The organism is Thermus brockianus (genome assembly GCF_021462505.1).
GTDB classification, from domain to species: Bacteria; Deinococcota; Deinococci; order Deinococcales; family Thermaceae; genus Thermus; species Thermus hydrothermalis.
In genome coordinates this window covers 258,912-275,260 of the sequence record NZ_JAKEDV010000001.1, presented here as the reverse complement: position 1 = coordinate 275,260, position 16,349 = coordinate 258,912, and the positions used below count along the sequence as shown (strand labels likewise).

The following is a 16,349-nucleotide window of genomic DNA, read 5'->3' as shown; positions in this document are numbered from 1 at the left end:
CCGTCAAGTAGTGTAGAGCGCATTAATCCGCACATACCCCTCCGTCAGGTCGCACCCGTAGGCCTCCGCCGCCCCTTCCCCCTCCCCCAGGTCCGCCAGGACCTCCACCACCTCCTGGCGCATGGCCTGGCTTGCCCTTTCCCGGTCAAAGGGGAGGACGCCCCCTGCGTAGAGGGGGATGCCCTGGAGGAGGATGCGCACCCGCAAGGGGTCAAACCGGGCCCCCGAGTTGCCCAAGGCGGCCAGAATGCGGCCCCAGTTGGGGTCGTTGCCGTAGAGGGCGCTTTTCCAGAGGAGGCTTCCCGCCACGGCCCTCGCCGCCCGCCTCGCCTCCTCCTCCGTGGCCGCCCCCACCACCCGCACCACCAGGAGCTTCGTGGCTCCTTCCCCGTCCCGGGCAATCTTCTTGGCAAGCTCCCGGGCCACCTCCTCCAAGGCCTGGAAGAGGGCTTCTAGCGGCACCTCCCCATGGGCCCCGTTGGCCAGGACCAGGGCCAGGTCGTTGGTGGAGGTGTCCCCGTCCACGGTCACCTGGTTGAAGGTGCGGTCCACAATGCCCTTCCAAGCCTCCCGCAGGGCCTCCTGGGGGACCTGGGCGTCCGTGACCAGGAAGGCCAGCATGGTGGCCATGTTGGGGTGGATCATCCCGCTCCCCTTGGCGATGCCCACCACCCGCGCCCCCTCCACCTCGGCCTCCGCCACCTTGGGCACCAGGTCCGTGGTGAGGATGGCCTCGGCGAAGGCGTCGGCGTAGGGGGTGAGCTCCACCTGGGGAAGGCCCGCCGCAATCCGCTCCACGGGCAACGGAACCCCGATGACCCCAGTGGAAGCGGTGAGGACCTCCTCAAGGGCAAGCCCCAGGCGAAGGGCAGCGAGCTCCGCCATCCGAAGGTCGTCCCGAAAGCCCTGCTCCCCGGTGGCGCAGTTGGCGTTGCCGGCGTTTACCACCACCGCCCTCAAGGGAGCCCCAGTAGCGTAAAGCGCCCGGCCCCGGTGGATGGAAGGGGCGGCGGCGCGGTTCCTTGTGGCGGCGTAGGCCCAGTGGGCGGGAAGCCCGGAAACCAAAAGGGCCAGATCCGGCTTGCCCGAAGGCTTGATCCCCGCCCGCGTGGCCCCCGCGCGGAAACCCCTGGGTAACCTCACGGCCATATCCCCTCCTTGGGAAGCGCTGTTCCCTCGGGAAAGCCCATCATGAGGTTGAAGTTTTGCACCGCCTGCCCCGCCATGCCCTTCACCAGGTTGTCCAAGGCGGCGAAGACCAGGATGCGCCCGGTGCGCTCCTCGTAAAGGGGCTTCACGTCCACCCGGTTGGAGGCGTAGGTGCCCTTGGTCTCGGGAAGCCCCGCCAAGACCCGCACGAAGGGCTCTTCCCTGTAAAAGTCCTGGTAGAGCTCCTCCAGGGCCTTCCCATTCCAGTCCCCCGCCACCTCTACCTGGGCGGTGACCAGGATCCCCCGGGTCATGGGCACCAGGTGGGGGGTGAAGGAAAGCCGCACCTCCCGCACCTCCCCGTGGGTGCGCACCCGCTTCCCCTGGGCCAGGAGGCGGCCCAAGTTCCGCTCCATTTCCGGGATGTGGCGGTGGGTGCCGCCCACCTTGTAGGGCTTTAGGTTCTCGTTCACCTCGGCGAAGAAGGTGCCCTCTCCCTCCCGCCCCGCCCCGGAAACCCCGCTTAGGCCCACCACCATGGCCCCCTTCAGGGCCCCAATAGCCGCCAGAGGAGCCAGGGCCAAGGTGGCGGCGGTAACGTAGCACCCGGGGTTCGCCACCAAGCGGGCCCCCCTAAGCTCCTCCCGGTGGAGTTCGGGCAGGCCGTAGACCGCCTGCCGGTAGAGCCCGGGGCTTTGGTGCAGGATGCCGTACCAGGCCTCGTACACGTCGGGGGGAAGCCTGTAGTCTCCCGAAAGGTCAATGACCCGCTTCCCCGCCTTCAGGGCCTCCGGGGCAATCCCCATGGCGAGGCCGTTGGGGAGGGCTAAAAAGAGGACCTCCGCCTCCTCCAGGACCTCCTCCTGGGCGGCAAAAAGCCTTTCGTCCCAAAGCTGGGGCCAGGCGGCGGAAAGGGGTCTGCCCTCGTGCTTACGGCTGGAAAAGCCCACCAGTTCCACCCCGGGATGGGCCTTGAGGAGGCGGAGGAGCTCTGCCCCCCCGTACCCCGAGGCCCCGAGGATGCCCACCCTTACCACGGTGCCTCCAGGAGCACTTCCGGAAAGGCTAGGGGAGCCAGGCACTCCCCGGGCCGAAGCCAAATCCGCTCCCGGTAGTGGTCCTCCTCCGGGGTGCGGAAGACGAGGATCCGGCCACCCTGGAGGTCTTGGACCCAAACCTCGGGCACACCCATGCGTGCGTAAAGGGGCACCTTTCTGTCCAGGTCATACGCCAAGGATGTGTCGGCAACCTCCAACACCAAAAGAACATCCTCTGGCCCTGGGAAGCGGTCTTGATATTCCCCCAGGCGCAACAGGACCAGGTCCGGCTCCAGGTAGACATCAGGAACCCAAGCCAAAGGACCCTGGACCTGCACCAGTACCCCCGGAAAGTGCTCCACAAAAAGGCGGTTCCAACGGTTCAGAACATAGGCGTGGCGGGGACCAATGGGTGCCATCTGGTAAATCTCCCCCTCCAGAAGCTCCACACCCCGCTCGGGCAGGGGAAGCCTCAGGAACTCTTCCAGGCTAAAGCGGTAGGGGCGGACCATACCCCTAGCTTAGCAGGGTAAGGAGGACAGCCTTGGCGGTGTGGAGCCGGTTTTCCGCCTGGTCAAAGACCCGGCTCCTGGCCCCGTGCACCACCTCCTCCGTGGTTTCCTCTCCGTAGTGGGCGGGAAGGCAGTGGAGAAAGATGCCTTCGGGGTGGAGGAGGGAGAGGAGTTCCCCGTTCACCTGGAAGCCCCGGAAGTCCCTTAGCCGTTTTTCCCTTTCCGCCTCCTGGCCCATGCTGGTCCAGACGTCGGTGTAAAGGGCGTGGGCGCCGAAGGCGGCCTCCTTGGGGTCGTGGGTGAAGTAGGCCCGGGCCCTCTCCAGGAGGGTGCGGTCGGGCTCGTAGCCCCTGGGCGTGGCCACCCGCACCCTTAGCCCCACCAGGGGCGCCACCTCTAGGAGGGAGTTGAGGACGTTGTTGCCGTCCCCCACCCAGGCCACCTCGAGGCCCTCCCACCCCCCGAAGGCCTCCTTCAGGGTGAGGAGGTCCGCCAGGGCCTGCAGGGGGTGGGCCCAGTCGGAGAGGGCGTTGATGACGGGGATGCGGGCGTGGCGGGCCAGGGCCACCACGGTCTCGTGCCGGTAGACCCGGGCGGCGATCCCCTCCACAAAGCGCTCCAGGTTCTTGGCGATGTCCCTCACGGGCTCCCGCTCCCCGATGCCCACCTGTTTCTGGTCCAGGTAAACCGCATTCCCTCCCAGGTGGAGCATGGCCACCTCGAGGGTGGTCCGGGTGCGCAAGGAGGGCTTTTCAAAGAGGAGGGCGAGGACTTGGCCCTTGAGGTCCTCCCCGCGGTAGCGCTCCCGCTTAAGCCTTTCCGCCAGGGAAAGGAGCCTTTTAAGCGCCTCGGGGCCGTAGCCGGAAAAGTCCAAAAGGTCCTTGGGCAGGGTCAGGGCGTCTCCCCCCATGAGGCCCTTAGGATACCCCGCCCTTGCAAAGTTATGCAAGACCCTAGGCCCGGGACCAGGGGACGTAGAGCACGGGAAGCGGGCTCACAAAGGGCTCGGCGTAGTCCACCCCCAGGTAGTTGCCAAAGTAGCGGCGCATGGCCTTGCGGGCCTCCACCCCTCTAGGCCCCACGGTCTCGCTCGCCGCCTCCCCGGAAAACTGGCTCCTGTAGGCCAGGACCGCCTGCTCCCACTGGTCTATGAAGGCGGAGATCTTCACCAGGAAGCTGGGGGTGAAGGGGTGGTTGCCCGGGTAGAAGAAAAGCCTTTCCACCCGGTGGGGCTCCCCCTCCACGGGGGCCTTCTTCAGGCCCGCCAGGTGGAGGGCAGCCACCGCCAGGCGGCTTGCCGCCGTGTGGTCGGGGTGGCGGTCGGCCTCGAGGGGAGCGAAGAGGATGCGGGGCCGAAGCCTCCGCAAGGCCTCCGCAAGCCTAAGGCGCTGCTCGGGGATGTCGGCAAGCCCCCCGTCGGGAAGCCCTAGATTTCCCCGGAAGTCCAGGCCCAGGATGCGGCTCGCCTCCGCCACCTCCCGGGCCCTCTCCTCCGGGGTGCCCTTGGTGCCCATCTCCCCCCGGGTAAGGTCCAAGATGCCCGTGGAAAGCCCCTCCGCCTTGGCCCTGGCCAAGGTCCCCCCACACCCGAGCTCCCCGTCGTCGGGGTGGGGGGCGATGACCAAAAGGTCAAGCATCCCTCACCTCCACCCGCTCCCCAAGCCGCCTTTCCGTGCCCGCCTGGAGGCGCTTTAGGTTTTCCCGGTGGGTGAAGAAGATGAGGAAGGCCATGAGGGCCACGGTGCCCACCTCCCAGAGGGGCCGCCCCAGGGCCAAGGCGAGCACCAAGGCCGCCACCCCCCCGGTCATGCTCCCCGCCGAAACGTAGCGGGTGAGGAGCATCACGGATAGCCCAATGGGCAGGGTCCAAAGGGCGAGGGCTGGGTCCAGGAAGAGAAGGGTGCCGAAGCTGGTGGCCACCCCCTTCCCCCCTTTAAACCCCAAGAACACGGAGTAGTTGTGCCCCAAGACCGCCGCCAAGGCCACCCCCCCAAGCAAGGGCCCCTCTATCCCCACCGCCCGGGCGATGAGCACGGCAATGCCCCCCTTGAACACGTCAAAGAAGGCCACCACGAAGGCGGGGCCAGGGCCCAAGGTCCTAAGGACGTTGGTGGCCCCGATGTTCCCCGAACCCACCTTGCGGATGTCCACCCCGTAGGTGCGGGCCACCAGGACCCCCGCCGGGATGGAGCCGAAGAGGTAGGCGAGAAGGAGGACCCAAAGCCAGTCCATGGGGTGGATTTTAACTGCTCGCCGATGTGTAGCTCCGAAGGGCCAGGCGGAAGAAGCCCCGCGCCAGGAGGAAAAGGCCCAGGGCAAGCCCCAACGCCACCCAGGGCGCCCCCCTTCCCAAGGCGGCCTCCGCCGGCACCGTGGTGAGGAAGGCCACGGGCACCACGAAGGTGAAGAAGAAGCGGTAGAGGGCCGGATAGCTGGAGGCGGGAAAGCGCCCCGCCTCCAAGAGCCCCCGCAGGACCTCGGTGACGTTGTAGATCTTCACGAACCAGATGCTGGTGGTGGCGAGGAGGAACCAGAGGCTATAGAGGATCACCGCCCCCAAAAGCCAGTAGAGGGCGAAGAGGAGGTAGTCCTGAAGCCCCAGGCCAAGCCGGCCTCCCCCATAGAGGAGAAGCCCAAGCCCCAGGAGGAAATCCCCGAGGCCCCAAGGGGAGAAGACCCTCAAGGAGAGCCAAAACTGGGGGTCCAAAGGCTTCAGGAGCACGAAGTCCAGGGTGCCCTGTTGCACGTGCTCCACGATCTTGTTGAGGTTGGGGGCGAAGAGGGTGCTCCCAAGCCCCTGGAGGAGGGTAAAGGCGGCGAGGACCAAAAGGGCCTCCTCCCAGGCCCATCCCCCTGGCCGGTACCCCCCTTGGTAGAGGAGGACGAGGCCGAAGAGGGCCCCAAGAAGGGTAAGCGCCGAGGAGAAAAGCCCGAGGAGAAAGTTCAGGCGGTACTCCATCTCCGCCGCCAGGGAAAGGCGTAGGAACAGGCCGAAAACCCGTAGATAACGCACGAAAACCATTACACCACAGGGTAGACTTAGGGGGTGCGCGAAGAGGCCATCATCCTGGCCCAGGACCTCACCAAGCACTACCGCGTGGCCCTAAAGGAGGAAAGCCTCCTGGGTACCCTGCGCCACTTCCTCTTCCGCCAGTACCGCCTGGTGCGGGCCGTGGAGGGGGTGAGCTTCGCCATCCGGCGGGGGGAGGTGGTGGGCTTCCTGGGCCCCAACGGGGCGGGCAAGACCACCACCCTGAAGATGCTCACGGGCCTCATCCACCCCACCCGGGGCCAGGCCCTGGTGGCGGGGCACGTGCCCTGGCGGCGGGAAAAGGCCTTCCTGAAGAAGATCACCCTGGTCATGGGCAACAAGCAACAACTCATCTGGGACCTCCCGGCCATGGACACCTTCCGCCTGAACGCCGCCATCTACGAGATCCCCGAGCGGGAGTTTCGGCGGCGGGTGGGGGAGCTCGCCGAGATGCTGGGCCTAGGGGACAAGCTCCACCAACCCGTGCGCAAGCTCTCCTTGGGGGAGAGGATGAAGGCGGAGCTTTTGGCCGCTCTCCTCCACCGGCCGGAGGTGCTCTTCCTGGACGAGCCCACCCTGGGCCTGGACGTGAACGCCCAGGTGGCGGTGCGGGCCTTCGTGCGGGCCTACAACGCCCGCTACGGGGCCACCGTCCTCCTCACGAGCCACTACATGGCGGACATCGCCGCCCTGGCGGACAGGGTCCTCGTGATCCACCAAGGCCGGCTCCTTTACGACGGGGAGCTTGCGGGCCTCACGGCCCGCTTCGCCCCCTACCGGGAGGTGCGCCTGGTCCTCGCCCGGCCCCTTCCCCGGGAGGCCCTTGCGCCCTTTGGGGAGGTGCGGGAGGTGGAGGGGCAGGAAGCGCGCCTCCTCGTCCCCCGGGATGGGCTCACGGAGCGGGTGGCCCTGATCCTAAAGCGGCTTCCCGTGGAGGACCTCGAGGTCAAGGAACCCCCTCTGGAAGAGGTCATCGCCCGGGTCTTCCAAAGCCCCAAGGAGGTGGAAGGATGAGGAAGGCCAGGACCCTTCTTGCGGTCTACCTCGCCTACATGCTGGAGTACCGGGCGGAGCTTTTCCTTTGGGCCTTGGCGGGGGCGCTTCCTTTAATCCTCCTTGGGGTCTGGACCGAGGCGGCGCGGCACGGGGACTTTCCCCTAAGCCCTGGGGAGTTCGCCCGCTACTTCCTCATGGTCTTCCTGGTGCGCCAGGCCACGGTGGTCTGGGTGGTGTGGGAGTTTGAGCGGGACGTGGTGGAAGGGAGGCTTTCCTTCCGCCTCCTGAGGCCCCTGGACCCCTTCTTGGACCACCTGGCGGCCCACGTGGCGGAAAGGCTCGCCCGGCTTCCCTTTGTGGTCCTCCTCACCCTCCTCTTCTTCCTCCTCTTTCCCGAGGCCCGCTTCCGGCCCGAGCCCTTGCCCTTCCTCCTGGGGCTTCTCCTCACCGCCTTGGCCTTTTTGCTCCGCTACCTCATGCAGTACGTCACCGCCCTCCTCACCTTCTGGAGCGAGCGGGCCACGGCGGTGGAGGAGGTCTTCTTCCTCCTTTACCTCTTCCTCTCGGGGACCATCGCCCCCCTCGAGGTCTTCCCCGAGCCCTTGCGCTCCCTCGCCCTCCTCACCCCCTTCCCCTACCTGGTCTACCTCCCCGCCGCCCTCCTTGCCGGACAGGAGGTGCGCCTTTTCCCGGGCCTTTGGGTGATGCTCCTCTGGGGGCTTTTCTTCCTCCTCCTTTGGCGGGGGCTTTGGCGGCTTGGGCTTAGGCACTACTCCGGCCAAGGGGCATAATGGGGGTATGGCCACCCGGTACCGGTTCCGCGTGGAGGAGTTTGAGCGGGCCTTCCAAGGGGTGCCGCACGTGGAGCTACTGCGGGGAGAGGTGTACCAGATGAGCCCCATCGGCCCTAGGCACGTGCATAAGGTAGCCCAACTGGACGAGCGGTTCCAGGAAGCCTTCCGGGGCAAAGCCGTTATCTTGGTGCAAAGCCCCTTGCGCCTCTCCGAAGACTCGCAGCCCGAGCCGGACCTCCTGGTGCTCAAGCCCCCCCTGGAGCGGTATGCGGAAAGGCTTCCTGCCCCGGAGGACGTCCTCTTCTTGGTGGAGGTGGCGGACACCTCCTTGCCCTTTGACAAGGAGGTGAAGCTTCCCCTCTACGCCGAGGCGGGCATCCCCGAGGTGTGGCTCCTAAACCTCCAGGAAAACCTCCTAGAGGTGTACCGGGACCCCCGGGGCGGGCGGTACCGGGAGATCCGCCTCCTCACCCCGGAAGAGCCCGCAAGCCCCCTGGCCTTCCCCGAGGTCAGGCTTCCCTGGGGGTAAGGGCGCGCACGGGAAAGAGGAGGGCGTAGGCGTAGCCGTCCGTGAGGGCCTTGAGGGAGGCCTCGAGGATGTTCTCGCTGGCCCCCACCGTGGCGAAGCGCTCCTCCCCCCGCCGCATCTCGGTCATCACCCGCACCCCCGAGTTGGTGCCTGCCTCCTGGCCCGAGAGGATGCGCACCTTGTAGTCCGTGAGCTCCACCTCGGCGAGCTCCGGGTAGAACTGCAACACCGCCTTGCGGAAGGCCCGGTCCAGGGCGGAAACGGGCCCGAAGGGGCTTTCGGCGGCGGTGTGTTGGAGCGTCTCCCCCACCCGCACCCTCACCGTGGCCTCGGCCCAGGCGGTGTCCAGGCCCGAGCCGTGCACGAAGACGCTAAACCCCTCCACGCTAAAGGGAAGGGCCCCGCCCTTCAGGCGGTGGGCCAAAAGGTAGAAGCTCGCCTCCGCCCCCTCAAAGGCGTAGCCCTCGTACTCCAAGGCCTTCACCTCCTCCAGGAGGCGCCTGGCCTCCTCCTTGGAGAGGTCCACCCCGAGCTCCTGGAGCTTGGCGAGGAGGTTGGAGCGGCCCGAGACGTCCGAAACCAGGAAGCGGCGAGTATTCCCCACCCACTCCGGGGGGATGTGCTCGTAGGTGCGGGGGTTTTTGAGAACGGCGGACACGTGCACCCCCGCCTTGTGGGCGAAGGCCGCCTCCCCCACATAGGGGGCGCGGCGGTTTGGGGTAAGGTTGGCCCGTTCGTCCACGAAGTGGGAGAGCTCCCGAAGGCCCTTTAGCCTTTCCGGGGGGATGGCGGGGATGCCGTACTTGAAGACCAGGGTAGGGAGGAAGCTGGTGAGGTTTAGGTTGCCGCACCGCTCCCCGTAGCCGTTGATGGTGCCCTGGGCGTGGGTGGCCCCGGCCCGCACCGCCGCCAGGGCGTTGGCCACGGCGAGCTCGGCGTCGTTGTGGGGGTGGATGCCGATGCGAACCCCGGGAAAGCGCTCCACCACGGCCTTGGTGATGGCGTAGACCTCCTCAGGGAGGCTTCCCCCGTTGGTGTCGCAGAGGACCAGGGTGTCCGCCCCTCCCTCCCGGGCGGCCTCGAGGGTGGCGAGGGCGTAGGCGGGGTCCTCCTTGTAGCCGTCAAAGAAGTGCTCGGCGTCGTAGATCACCCGCTTTCCCCTCTGGGCGAAGAAGGCCACCGTGTCCCGGATCATGCGGAGGTTCTCCTCCAGGGTGGTCTCCAGGGCCTCGAGGACATGAAGGGTCCAGCTCTTGCCAAAGAGGACCACCACCGGGGTCTCCGCCTCCAGGAGGGCGAGGACGGAGGGGTCCTCCTCTGGGGAAAGCCCCTTGCGGCGGGTGGCCCCGAAGGCGGCGAGGCTCGCCGCCCCCAGGTCCACCCCCTTCATGCGGGCGAAAAACTCGGCGTCCTTGGGGTTGGAGCCAGGCCACCCCCCCTCAATCACGTGGACGCCGAAGGCGGCCAAACGCTTGGCGATGGCCACCTTGTCGTCCACGGAGAGGCTCACCCCCTCCCCTTGGGTGCCGTCCCGGAGCGTGGTGTCCAGGATCTCCACCATGCCTAAACCCCTCGCTCCACCTCGGCGATGGAAGGGGGGTGCCGGGTGGCCCGGCCCGAGGCCAGCTTCCCGGCGGCGTCCAAGAAGGCCAGGGCGCTCGCCTCAATGATGTCGGGGGAAACCCCCACCCCCACCGCCTGGAGCTCGCCGAGCCTGAGCCGCACCGTCACCTGGCCCAAGGCCTCGGTGCTCCCCGTGATGGCCTCCACCCGGTAGAGCTCAAGCTCGGGCCTGAGGCCAATGGCCTCCTGGATGGCCTTGTACACGGCGTCCACCGGCCCGTCCCCCGTGTGGGTGGCCACCCTTTCCCCATCGGGGGTCCTTACCTTCACCGTGGCCGTGGGCAGGAGGCCCGAGCCCGAGAAGAACTGCACGTGCTCCAGGGCGAAGAAGTGGGAGGCGGGCTCGCGCTCGCTTTCCACCAGGGCCTGAAGCTCCTCGGCGGAAAGGGGGCCCTTCTTCTCGGCGATCTCCTTGAAGCGGGCGAAAAGCTTCTTCAGGTCCTCCTCGGAGAGGTCCTTGTAGCCCAGGTCCTCGAGGGCCTTTCTAAAGGCCGCCCGTCCCGAGTGCTTCCCGAGGACGATCACCGCAGGCCGGCGGCCGATGAGCTCGGCGTCCATGATCTCGTAGGTGGCCCGGTGCTTCAGGACGCCGTCTTGGTGGATGCCGGACTCGTGGGCGAAGGCGTTGTCCCCCACGATGGCCTTGTTGGGAGGAACGGGCATCCCCGTGTACCGCTCCACCAGGCGGGAAACCCGGTAGATCTCCCGGGTGTTGATCTGGGTGTAGGCCTTGTACCAGTCGCGGCGCACGTAGAGGGCCATGACCACCTCCTCCAAGGAGGTGTTCCCCGCCCGCTCCCCGATGCCGTTGATGGTGCACTCCACCTGGCCCGCCCCGTTTTCTATCCCCGCCAGGGCGTTGGCCGTGGCCAGGCCCAGGTCGTCGTGGGTGTGGGTGGAGATGATGACGTCCCGGCCCCGCACCACCTCGTCGCGGATGCGGCGGATGAGGGCCCCGTACTCCCCGGGGGTTCCGTAGCCCGTGGTGTCGGGGATGTTGATGGTGGTGGCCCCCGCCTCTATGGCCACCTCGTAAAGCCGCTTCACGAAGTCCCAGTCCGCCCGCATCACGTCCTGGGCGGAAAACTCCACGTCGTCCACGTAGCGACGGGCGTAGCGGACCATTTTATCGGCCATCTCCAAAACCTCCTCCTCCGTCTTCTTCAGCATGTACTCCAGGTGGATTTTGGAGGCGGAGGTGAAGACGTGGATCCTGGGCTTTTCCGCCTTCTCCAGGGCCTTGGCCGCCTGGTCAATGTCCAGGGTGTGGGTGCGGGCCAAGGCGGCGATGATGGGGCCCTTGACCTCCGTGGCGATGCGCCGTACCGCCTCAAACTCCAAGGGCCCGGATACGGGGAAGCCCGCCTCAATGATGTCCACGTTGAGCCGGGCCAGGGCGTGGGCGATTTCCAGTTTTTGGTCCAAGGAAAGCGCCACCCCTGGGCTTTGCTCGCCGTCCCTGAGCGTGGTGTCAAAGATCCGAATGTGCCGCTCCATGGTTCCCTCCCTTACGCAGAAGGCCCCCAAAAGGGGGCCTTCTCGCTACCCCACTTCCTCCAATACCCTCGCCCTGAGGAAGGGCATCATGGCCCGCAGCCTCGCCCCCACCTCCTCAATGGGGTGGGTCTTCCAGCGCTTGCGGTTGGCCTCGAGGACGGGCTGGCCCACCTGGTTCTCCAGCATCCACTCCCGGGCGAACTCCCCGGTCTGGATCTGCCGGAGGATTTCCCGCATGCGCCTTTTGGTTTCCTCCACTGGCACCGCCACCTCGCCCCGGGTGTAGTCCCCGTACTCGGCGGTGTTGGAGATGGAGTAGCGCATCCCGGCGAAGCCCGCCTCGTAGATGAGGTCCACGATGAGCTTCACCTCGTGCACGGTCTCAAAGTAGGCCATCTCCGGCGGGTACCCCGCCTCCACCAGGGTCTCAAACCCCGCCTGGATGAGCCGGGTGAGCCCCCCGCAGAGCACCGCCTGCTCCCCGAAGAGGTCGGTTTCCGTCTCGTCCTTGAAGGTGGTGGCGATGACCCCGGCCCGGGCGGCCCCGATGGCCTTGGCGTAGGCCAAGGCGGTGGGGAAGGCGCTCCCCGAGGCGTCCTGGTGCACCGCCACCAGGGCGGGCACTCCGCTACCCCTTTGGTACTCGCTCCGGACCAGGTGGCCGGGCCCCTTGGGGGCCACCATCCAGACGTCCAGATCCCGCCTGGGCTTGATCTGGCCGAAGTGGATGTTGAAGCCGTGGGCGAAGGCCAAGGCCGCCCCTTCCTTCAGGTTGGGCTCTATCTCCTCCCGGTAGACCCGCCCCTGGGTTTCGTCGGGGAGGAGGACCATGACGATGTCCGCCTCCCGCACCGCCTCGGCCACGGAAAGCACCCGGAGCCCCGCCGCCTCCGCCTTGGCGAAGCTCTTGGAACCGGGCCGGAGGCCTACCCGGACGTCCACCCCCGACTCCTTCAGGTTCAGGGCGTGGGCGTGCCCCTGGGAGCCAAAGCCCAGTACCGCCACCTTCTTGCCGAGGATGAAGCCTAGGTCCGCATCGTGCTCGTAGTAAATCTTCATACCGCCTCCCGTTTTTCCCTGACCTTAAGGGTCCTCTCGCCGCGGCTCATGGCCACGGCCCCGGTGCGCATGACCTCGAGGATCCCGTAAGGCCTCAGGGCCTCAATGAAGGAGTCCACCTTCTTGGAGTCGCCGGTGAGCTCCAGGATCAGGCTCCTCTGGGCCACGTCCACCACCCGGGCCCGGAAGGCCTCCTGGATGTCCTTCACCGCAAGCCGCTCCTCCACCCCGGCCACGTGGACTTTTACCAGGCAAAGCTCCCGCTCCACGTGGGGCTCGGAGTGGTCCGTGACCTTGAGCACCTCTATGAGCCGGTTGAGTTGCTTCTCCACCTGCTCCAGGGTGTGGTCGTCCCCGGAAACCACCAGGCTGATGCGGGAAAGGCCGGGCACATGGGTGGTCCCCACGGCCAGGCTTTCCAGGTTGAAGCCCCGGCGGGCGAACAGGCTGGTGATGCGGTTCAGGACCCGGGGATGGTCCTGCACTAGGACCGAGATGACGTGCCTCACGCCTCCACCTCCTCCTTCTCCTCGGGGTGCTCGAGGATCATGTCCTCCGCGGCGCCGCCCGCGGGGATCATGGGGAAGACGCCCTCCTCGTGGTAGACCTTGAACTCCGCCACCACGGGCCCATCGGCGTTCAGGACCGCCTCCACGCCCTTCCTCAGGTCCTCCTTGCGCTCCACCTTGATGCCCCGGATGCCGTAGGCCTCGGCCAGGCGGGCGAAGTCCGGGTTGGAGTCCGCCAGGTAGACCTCGGAGTAGCGCTTGGCGTGGAAGAGGTCCTGCCACTGGCGCACCATCCCCAGGTAGCCGTTGTTCAGGATCACCACCTTCACGTCCAGGCCGTACTTCACCACCGTGGCCAGCTCCTGCAGGGTCATCTGGAAGGAGCCGTCCCCGTCAAAGTCAATGACGAGCTCGTCCGGCCGGGCGAACTTGGCCCCGATGGCGAAGGGAAGCCCCACCCCCATGGTACCCAGGCCCCCAGAGGTGATGAAGCTCCTGGGCCGGGTCACGGGGAAGAACTGGGCGGCGAACATCTGGTGCTGCCCCACCCCCGTGGTGACGATGGCGTTCCCCCCGGTGGCCTCAAAGAAGGCCCGGATCACCTCTTGGCTTTGCAGGTGGGGCCTAGGCTTCCAGCGCAAGGGGTAGCGGGTGCGCCACTCCTCCAGCTCCCGCCACCAGCTCGCAAGCTTCAGGGGCTTGGCCCCCTTGAGCATCTCCTTCAGGACCAGCCGGGCATCCCCCACGATGGGGATGTGGGTGCGCACCACCTTGCCGATCTCCGCCGGGTCTATGTCCACGTGGATGATGGTGTGGGCGTGGGGGGCAAAGCGGGAAACCTTGCCCGTGACCCGGTCGTCAAAGCGAAGGCCGATGGCCAGGATCACGTCGGCGTGGTGGATGGCCCGGTTGGCGGCCACGGTGCCGTGCATCCCCGGCATCCCGAGCCAGAGGGGGTGGTTGCCGGGGAAGGCCCCGAGGCCCATCAGGGTGGTGATCACGGGCAGGCCCGTCTTCTCGGCGAAGGCGAGGAGCTCGGCGTGGGCGTGCTGGGACCCGCCCCCCACCATCAGGATGGGCCTTTCCGCCTTCTCCAGGGCGTCCAGGGCCCGCTCAATCTGCTTGGGGTGGCCCTTGGTGGTGGGCTTGTAGCCGGGCAGGTCCAGCTCCACCTCAAAATCCCCCGTGAACTCGGCGAGCTGCACGTCCTTGGGGATGTCAATCAGGACGGGCCCCGGGCGCCCCGTGGAGGCGATGTGGAAGGCCTCCCGCACCACCCGGGGGATCTCGTTCACGTCCTGGACCAGGTAGTTGTGCTTGGTGATGGGCATGGTGACCCCGGTGACGTCCGCCTCCTGGAAGGCGTCCGTGCCGATGAGGGCCCGGGGAACGTTGCCGGTGATGGCCACCACCGGGGTGGAGTCCATGTAGGCGTCGGCAAGCCCCGTGACCAGGTTGAGCGCCCCGGGGCCCGAGGTAGCCATGACCACCCCCACCCGGCCGCTCGCCCGGGCATAGGCTGTGGCCGCATGCACCCCTCCTTGTTCGTGCCGCACCAGGATGTGGCGGATCTTGCTGTCATAGAGGGCGTCGTAGGTGGGCATGATGGCCCCGCCCGGATGGCCGAAGATCAACTCCACCCCTTCCCGTTCCAGCGCCTTTAAAAGTGCCTCCGCTCCCTTCATCGCCCCCTCCTAAACCGAAACCCCCCGGTTTCCCGGGGGGTTTGGATGCGCCTGAAAACCGCTACACCCTACCCCCCGCTGGCCCTACGATTAGGACCAGGCCTAGGGATAGGGTGAGAGCGAAACGCATCTTGCCGCTAAGGATAGCCCGCACCCCGCGGGGGTGTCAAGGGGCCAAGCCGCTTGGCGATGGCAAAGAGGGCCAGCCTGGCGTGCTCCCGGCCGTTTTCTATGAACACCGAGCGGGTGTCGGGGCCAAAGGCGCAGGAGCCCACGGCGAAGAGGCCCGGAATGGAGGTTTCCAACTCAGGGCTTAGGCGAGGCTTTTCCCCTTCGTAAACCACACCGGCCTCCCGCAGCAGGCGGTCCTCGGCCCGGTAGCCGATGAGGACCAGCACGAAGTCCGCCTCCAAGAAGACCCGCCCAGCGGGGCGCCTAAGCCAGAGGCCCTCGAGGGTAATCGCCTCCACCTCCGCCTCCATGAAGGCCTCTATGCTCCCCTCTTTCACCCGGTTTTCAAAATCGGGAAGAAGCCAGTACTTGACGCTAGGGCGCACCCACTTCCCCCGGTGGACCAAGACCACCTTCGCCCCAGCCCGGTAAAGCTCCAAAGCCGCCTCCACCGCCGAGTTGCTCCCCCCTACCACCGCCACCTTGCGGCCGAAGAAGGCCTCCCCCTCCTCGTAGCGGTGCAGGACGTGGGGCAGGTCCTCCCCGGGCACGCCCAGGCGGTTGGGGTTGCCGTAGTAGCCCGTGGCCAGGACCACGTAGCGGGCGAGGAAGGTCTTCTCCCCTTGCCGTCCCCGGGCGAAAACCTGAAAGGCCCCCTCCTGGCCTTGGATGCGGAGAACCTCCGTGTAGGTGAGGACGTTCAAGGCCTCCCGCTCCGCCACGCGCTGGTAGTAGAGGAGGGCCTCCCTGCGGGTGGGCTTGGGGCCGTGGGACACCAAGGGGTGGCCCCCGATCTCTATGTTCTTGCTCTCGGAGAAAAAGAGCATGTTCCGGGGAAAGCGGTAGATGGTTTCCGCCACCGTGCCCTTTTCCAACACCAGGTGGGAAAGCCCATGGCGCTTGGCCTCTATGGCGCAGGCAAGCCCCACGGGACCCGCCCCCACCACCAACACGTCCACCATGCTCCCCAGTTTATGGGGTATAGTTCTTGCCCATGGAGTGGCTCGCTAACCCCGAGGTCTGGATCGCCCTCGTCACCCTCACGGTGCTGGAGGTGGTCCTGGGCGTGGACAACGTGATCTTTATCAGCATCCTGGCCTCTAAGCTTCCCAAAGAGGAGCAGGACCGGGCCCGGGTTCTGGGCCTGAGCCTGGCGGCGGTGACCCGCATCCTCTTCCTCCTCTCCATCGCCTGGATCATGGCGCTTAAGAAACCCCTCTTCGCCCTTTTGGGCCACGAGGTCACGGGGAAGGACCTGGTCCTGATGGCTGGGGGGCTTTTCCTCATCTACAAGTCGGTGAAGGAAATCCACGAGAAGCTGGAAGGGGAGCCGGGGCATGCGGTGAAGCGGGTGGCTCCGAGCTTCGCCAGCGTCATCGCCCAGGTCCTCCTGCTGGACATCGTCTTCTCCATTGACTCCGTGATCACCGCCGTGGGCCTCACCCGCTATGTGCCCGTGATGGTGGCGGCCATCCTCATCTCCGTGGCCATCATGCTCCTCGCCTCCAAGGGCATCTACGCCTTCGTGAACGAGCACCCCACGGTGAAGATGCTCGCCCTAAGCTTCCTCCTCCTCATCGGCTTCACCCTGGTGGCGGAAGGAACAGGGGTTCACATCCCCAAGGGCTACGTCTACTTCGCCATGGGCTTCGCCGTCTTCGTGGAGTGGCTGAACCTGCGGGCGGGGCTCAGGGGCAAGCCCGTGAAGCTCCACCAGCCGTATGAAGAGGAAGGGTAAAATCGGGCCGGAGGTGGTC

General features: G+C 66.8%; 17 protein-coding genes. 4 read left to right on the top strand and 13 right to left on the bottom strand.

Annotated features, from left to right (window positions below):
- Positions 1–3: 3 nt before the first annotated feature.
- From argJ to LXN00_RS01465, 7 genes are read right to left on the bottom strand one after another with little or no spacing between them, the layout of a single operon-like run.
- Positions 4–1,149, bottom strand: coding sequence for a bifunctional glutamate N-acetyltransferase/amino-acid acetyltransferase ArgJ (argJ, locus tag LXN00_RS01495; RefSeq protein ID WP_234503691.1), 1,146 nt, complete (start codon positions 1,147–1,149; stop codon positions 4–6).
- Positions 1,140–2,177, bottom strand: coding sequence for an N-acetyl-gamma-glutamyl-phosphate reductase (gene argC, locus LXN00_RS01490; RefSeq protein ID WP_234504134.1), 1,038 nt, complete (start codon positions 2,175–2,177; stop codon positions 1,140–1,142). Before argC ends, argJ begins: the two co-directional genes overlap by 10 nt.
- Before the next feature lie 2 nt (positions 2,178–2,179).
- Positions 2,180–2,698, bottom strand: a complete 519-nt coding sequence (locus LXN00_RS01485) for a Uma2 family endonuclease (RefSeq protein WP_234503689.1) — start codon at positions 2,696–2,698, stop codon at positions 2,180–2,182.
- 4 nt (positions 2,699–2,702) lie between these two features.
- On the bottom strand, positions 2,703–3,608 hold the full coding sequence (gene argF / locus LXN00_RS01480) for an ornithine carbamoyltransferase (protein WP_234503687.1): 906 nt from the start codon (positions 3,606–3,608) through the stop codon (positions 2,703–2,705).
- A 43-nt stretch (positions 3,609–3,651) separates the two neighbouring features.
- Positions 3,652–4,335 (bottom strand): bacillithiol biosynthesis deacetylase BshB1, encoded by a 684-nt coding sequence (gene bshB1, locus LXN00_RS01475; RefSeq protein WP_234503684.1) that lies wholly within the window; start codon positions 4,333–4,335, stop codon positions 3,652–3,654.
- Positions 4,328–4,930, bottom strand: coding sequence for a glycerol-3-phosphate 1-O-acyltransferase PlsY (gene plsY / locus LXN00_RS01470; RefSeq protein WP_234503682.1), 603 nt, complete (start codon positions 4,928–4,930; stop codon positions 4,328–4,330). Before plsY ends, bshB1 begins: the two co-directional genes overlap by 8 nt.
- 10 nt (positions 4,931–4,940) lie before the next feature.
- The gene (locus LXN00_RS01465) at positions 4,941–5,720 is read right to left on the bottom strand and encodes an ABC transporter permease (RefSeq protein WP_234503679.1); all 780 of its coding nucleotides are present in this window, start codon (positions 5,718–5,720) and stop codon (positions 4,941–4,943) included.
- A 24-nt stretch (positions 5,721–5,744) separates the two neighbouring features.
- Here LXN00_RS01465 and LXN00_RS01460 point away from each other — a divergent pair, with 24 nt between their 5' ends.
- The 3 genes from LXN00_RS01460 to LXN00_RS01450 are packed head-to-tail and all read left to right on the top strand — an operon-like array spanning position 5,745 to position 8,048.
- Positions 5,745–6,743, top strand: a complete 999-nt coding sequence (locus tag LXN00_RS01460) for an ABC transporter ATP-binding protein (protein ID WP_234503676.1) — start codon at positions 5,745–5,747, stop codon at positions 6,741–6,743.
- Positions 6,740–7,516, top strand: a complete 777-nt coding sequence (locus LXN00_RS01455; RefSeq protein WP_234503675.1) for an ABC transporter permease — start codon at positions 6,740–6,742, stop codon at positions 7,514–7,516. Before LXN00_RS01460 ends, LXN00_RS01455 begins: the two co-directional genes overlap by 4 nt.
- Before the next feature lie 7 nt (positions 7,517–7,523).
- Positions 7,524–8,048 (top strand): Uma2 family endonuclease, encoded by a 525-nt coding sequence (locus tag LXN00_RS01450; RefSeq protein WP_234503674.1) that lies wholly within the window; start codon positions 7,524–7,526, stop codon positions 8,046–8,048.
- Here the strand turns inward: LXN00_RS01450 and cimA are convergent.
- The 6 genes from cimA to LXN00_RS01420 form a co-directional block, all read right to left on the bottom strand.
- Positions 8,029–9,609 carry a citramalate synthase gene (gene cimA / locus LXN00_RS01445; RefSeq protein WP_234503672.1) on the bottom strand — a complete coding sequence of 527 codons (1,581 nt, stop codon included), beginning with the start codon at positions 9,607–9,609 and terminating at the stop codon, positions 8,029–8,031. The two genes, LXN00_RS01450 and cimA, sit on opposite strands and share 20 nt — an antisense overlap.
- A gap of 2 nt (positions 9,610–9,611) precedes the next feature.
- Positions 9,612–11,168 carry a 2-isopropylmalate synthase gene (locus LXN00_RS01440; RefSeq protein WP_234503670.1) on the bottom strand — a complete coding sequence of 519 codons (1,557 nt, stop codon included), beginning with the start codon at positions 11,166–11,168 and terminating at the stop codon, positions 9,612–9,614.
- A gap of 45 nt (positions 11,169–11,213) precedes the next feature.
- Positions 11,214–12,227 carry a ketol-acid reductoisomerase gene (ilvC, locus tag LXN00_RS01435; RefSeq protein WP_234503669.1) on the bottom strand — a complete coding sequence of 338 codons (1,014 nt, stop codon included), beginning with the start codon at positions 12,225–12,227 and terminating at the stop codon, positions 11,214–11,216.
- On the bottom strand, positions 12,224–12,736 hold the full coding sequence (ilvN, locus tag LXN00_RS01430) for an acetolactate synthase small subunit (RefSeq protein ID WP_234503667.1): 513 nt from the start codon (positions 12,734–12,736) through the stop codon (positions 12,224–12,226). Before ilvN ends, ilvC begins: the two co-directional genes overlap by 4 nt.
- The gene (gene ilvB, locus LXN00_RS01425; RefSeq protein ID WP_234503641.1) at positions 12,733–14,421 is read right to left on the bottom strand and encodes a biosynthetic-type acetolactate synthase large subunit; all 1,689 of its coding nucleotides are present in this window, start codon (positions 14,419–14,421) and stop codon (positions 12,733–12,735) included. Before ilvB ends, ilvN begins: the two co-directional genes overlap by 4 nt.
- Positions 14,422–14,558: 137 nt before the next feature.
- On the bottom strand, positions 14,559–15,554 hold the full coding sequence (locus tag LXN00_RS01420) for a YpdA family putative bacillithiol disulfide reductase (RefSeq protein ID WP_234503638.1): 996 nt from the start codon (positions 15,552–15,554) through the stop codon (positions 14,559–14,561).
- 32 nt (positions 15,555–15,586) lie between these two features.
- Between LXN00_RS01420 and LXN00_RS01415 the strand changes: the two genes are divergently transcribed.
- Positions 15,587–16,330, top strand: a complete 744-nt coding sequence (locus LXN00_RS01415; RefSeq protein ID WP_234503635.1) for a TerC family protein — start codon at positions 15,587–15,589, stop codon at positions 16,328–16,330.
- Positions 16,331–16,349: the final 19 nt, after the last annotated feature.

What these genes read in the sequence shown, in the direction of transcription:
- argJ (WP_234503691.1), bottom strand. Translation starts at nt 1,149, where the DNA reads ATGGCCGTGAGGTTACCCAGGGGTTTCCGCGCGGGGGCCACGCGGGCG.
- LXN00_RS01485 (WP_234503689.1), bottom strand. Translation starts at nt 2,698, where the DNA reads ATGGTCCGCCCCTACCGCTTTAGCCTGGAAGAGTTCCTGAGGCTTCCC.
- argF (WP_234503687.1), bottom strand. Translation starts at nt 3,608, where the DNA reads ATGGGGGGAGACGCCCTGACCCTGCCCAAGGACCTTTTGGACTTTTCC.
- bshB1 (WP_234503684.1), bottom strand. Translation starts at nt 4,335, where the DNA reads ATGCTTGACCTTTTGGTCATCGCCCCCCACCCCGACGACGGGGAGCTC.
- plsY (WP_234503682.1), bottom strand. Translation starts at nt 4,930, where the DNA reads ATGGACTGGCTTTGGGTCCTCCTTCTCGCCTACCTCTTCGGCTCCATC.
- LXN00_RS01465 (WP_234503679.1), bottom strand. Translation starts at nt 5,720, where the DNA reads ATGGTTTTCGTGCGTTATCTACGGGTTTTCGGCCTGTTCCTACGCCTT.
- LXN00_RS01455 (WP_234503675.1), top strand. Translation starts at nt 6,740, where the DNA reads ATGAGGAAGGCCAGGACCCTTCTTGCGGTCTACCTCGCCTACATGCTG.
- LXN00_RS01450 (WP_234503674.1), top strand. Translation starts at nt 7,524, where the DNA reads ATGGCCACCCGGTACCGGTTCCGCGTGGAGGAGTTTGAGCGGGCCTTC.
- cimA (WP_234503672.1), bottom strand. Translation starts at nt 9,609, where the DNA reads ATGGTGGAGATCCTGGACACCACGCTCCGGGACGGCACCCAAGGGGAG.
- LXN00_RS01440 (WP_234503670.1), bottom strand. Translation starts at nt 11,168, where the DNA reads ATGGAGCGGCACATTCGGATCTTTGACACCACGCTCAGGGACGGCGAG.
- ilvC (WP_234503669.1), bottom strand. Translation starts at nt 12,227, where the DNA reads ATGAAGATTTACTACGAGCACGATGCGGACCTAGGCTTCATCCTCGGC.
- ilvB (WP_234503641.1), bottom strand. Translation starts at nt 14,421, where the DNA reads ATGAAGGGAGCGGAGGCACTTTTAAAGGCGCTGGAACGGGAAGGGGTG.
- LXN00_RS01420 (WP_234503638.1), bottom strand. Translation starts at nt 15,554, where the DNA reads ATGGTGGACGTGTTGGTGGTGGGGGCGGGTCCCGTGGGGCTTGCCTGC.
- LXN00_RS01415 (WP_234503635.1), top strand. Translation starts at nt 15,587, where the DNA reads ATGGAGTGGCTCGCTAACCCCGAGGTCTGGATCGCCCTCGTCACCCTC.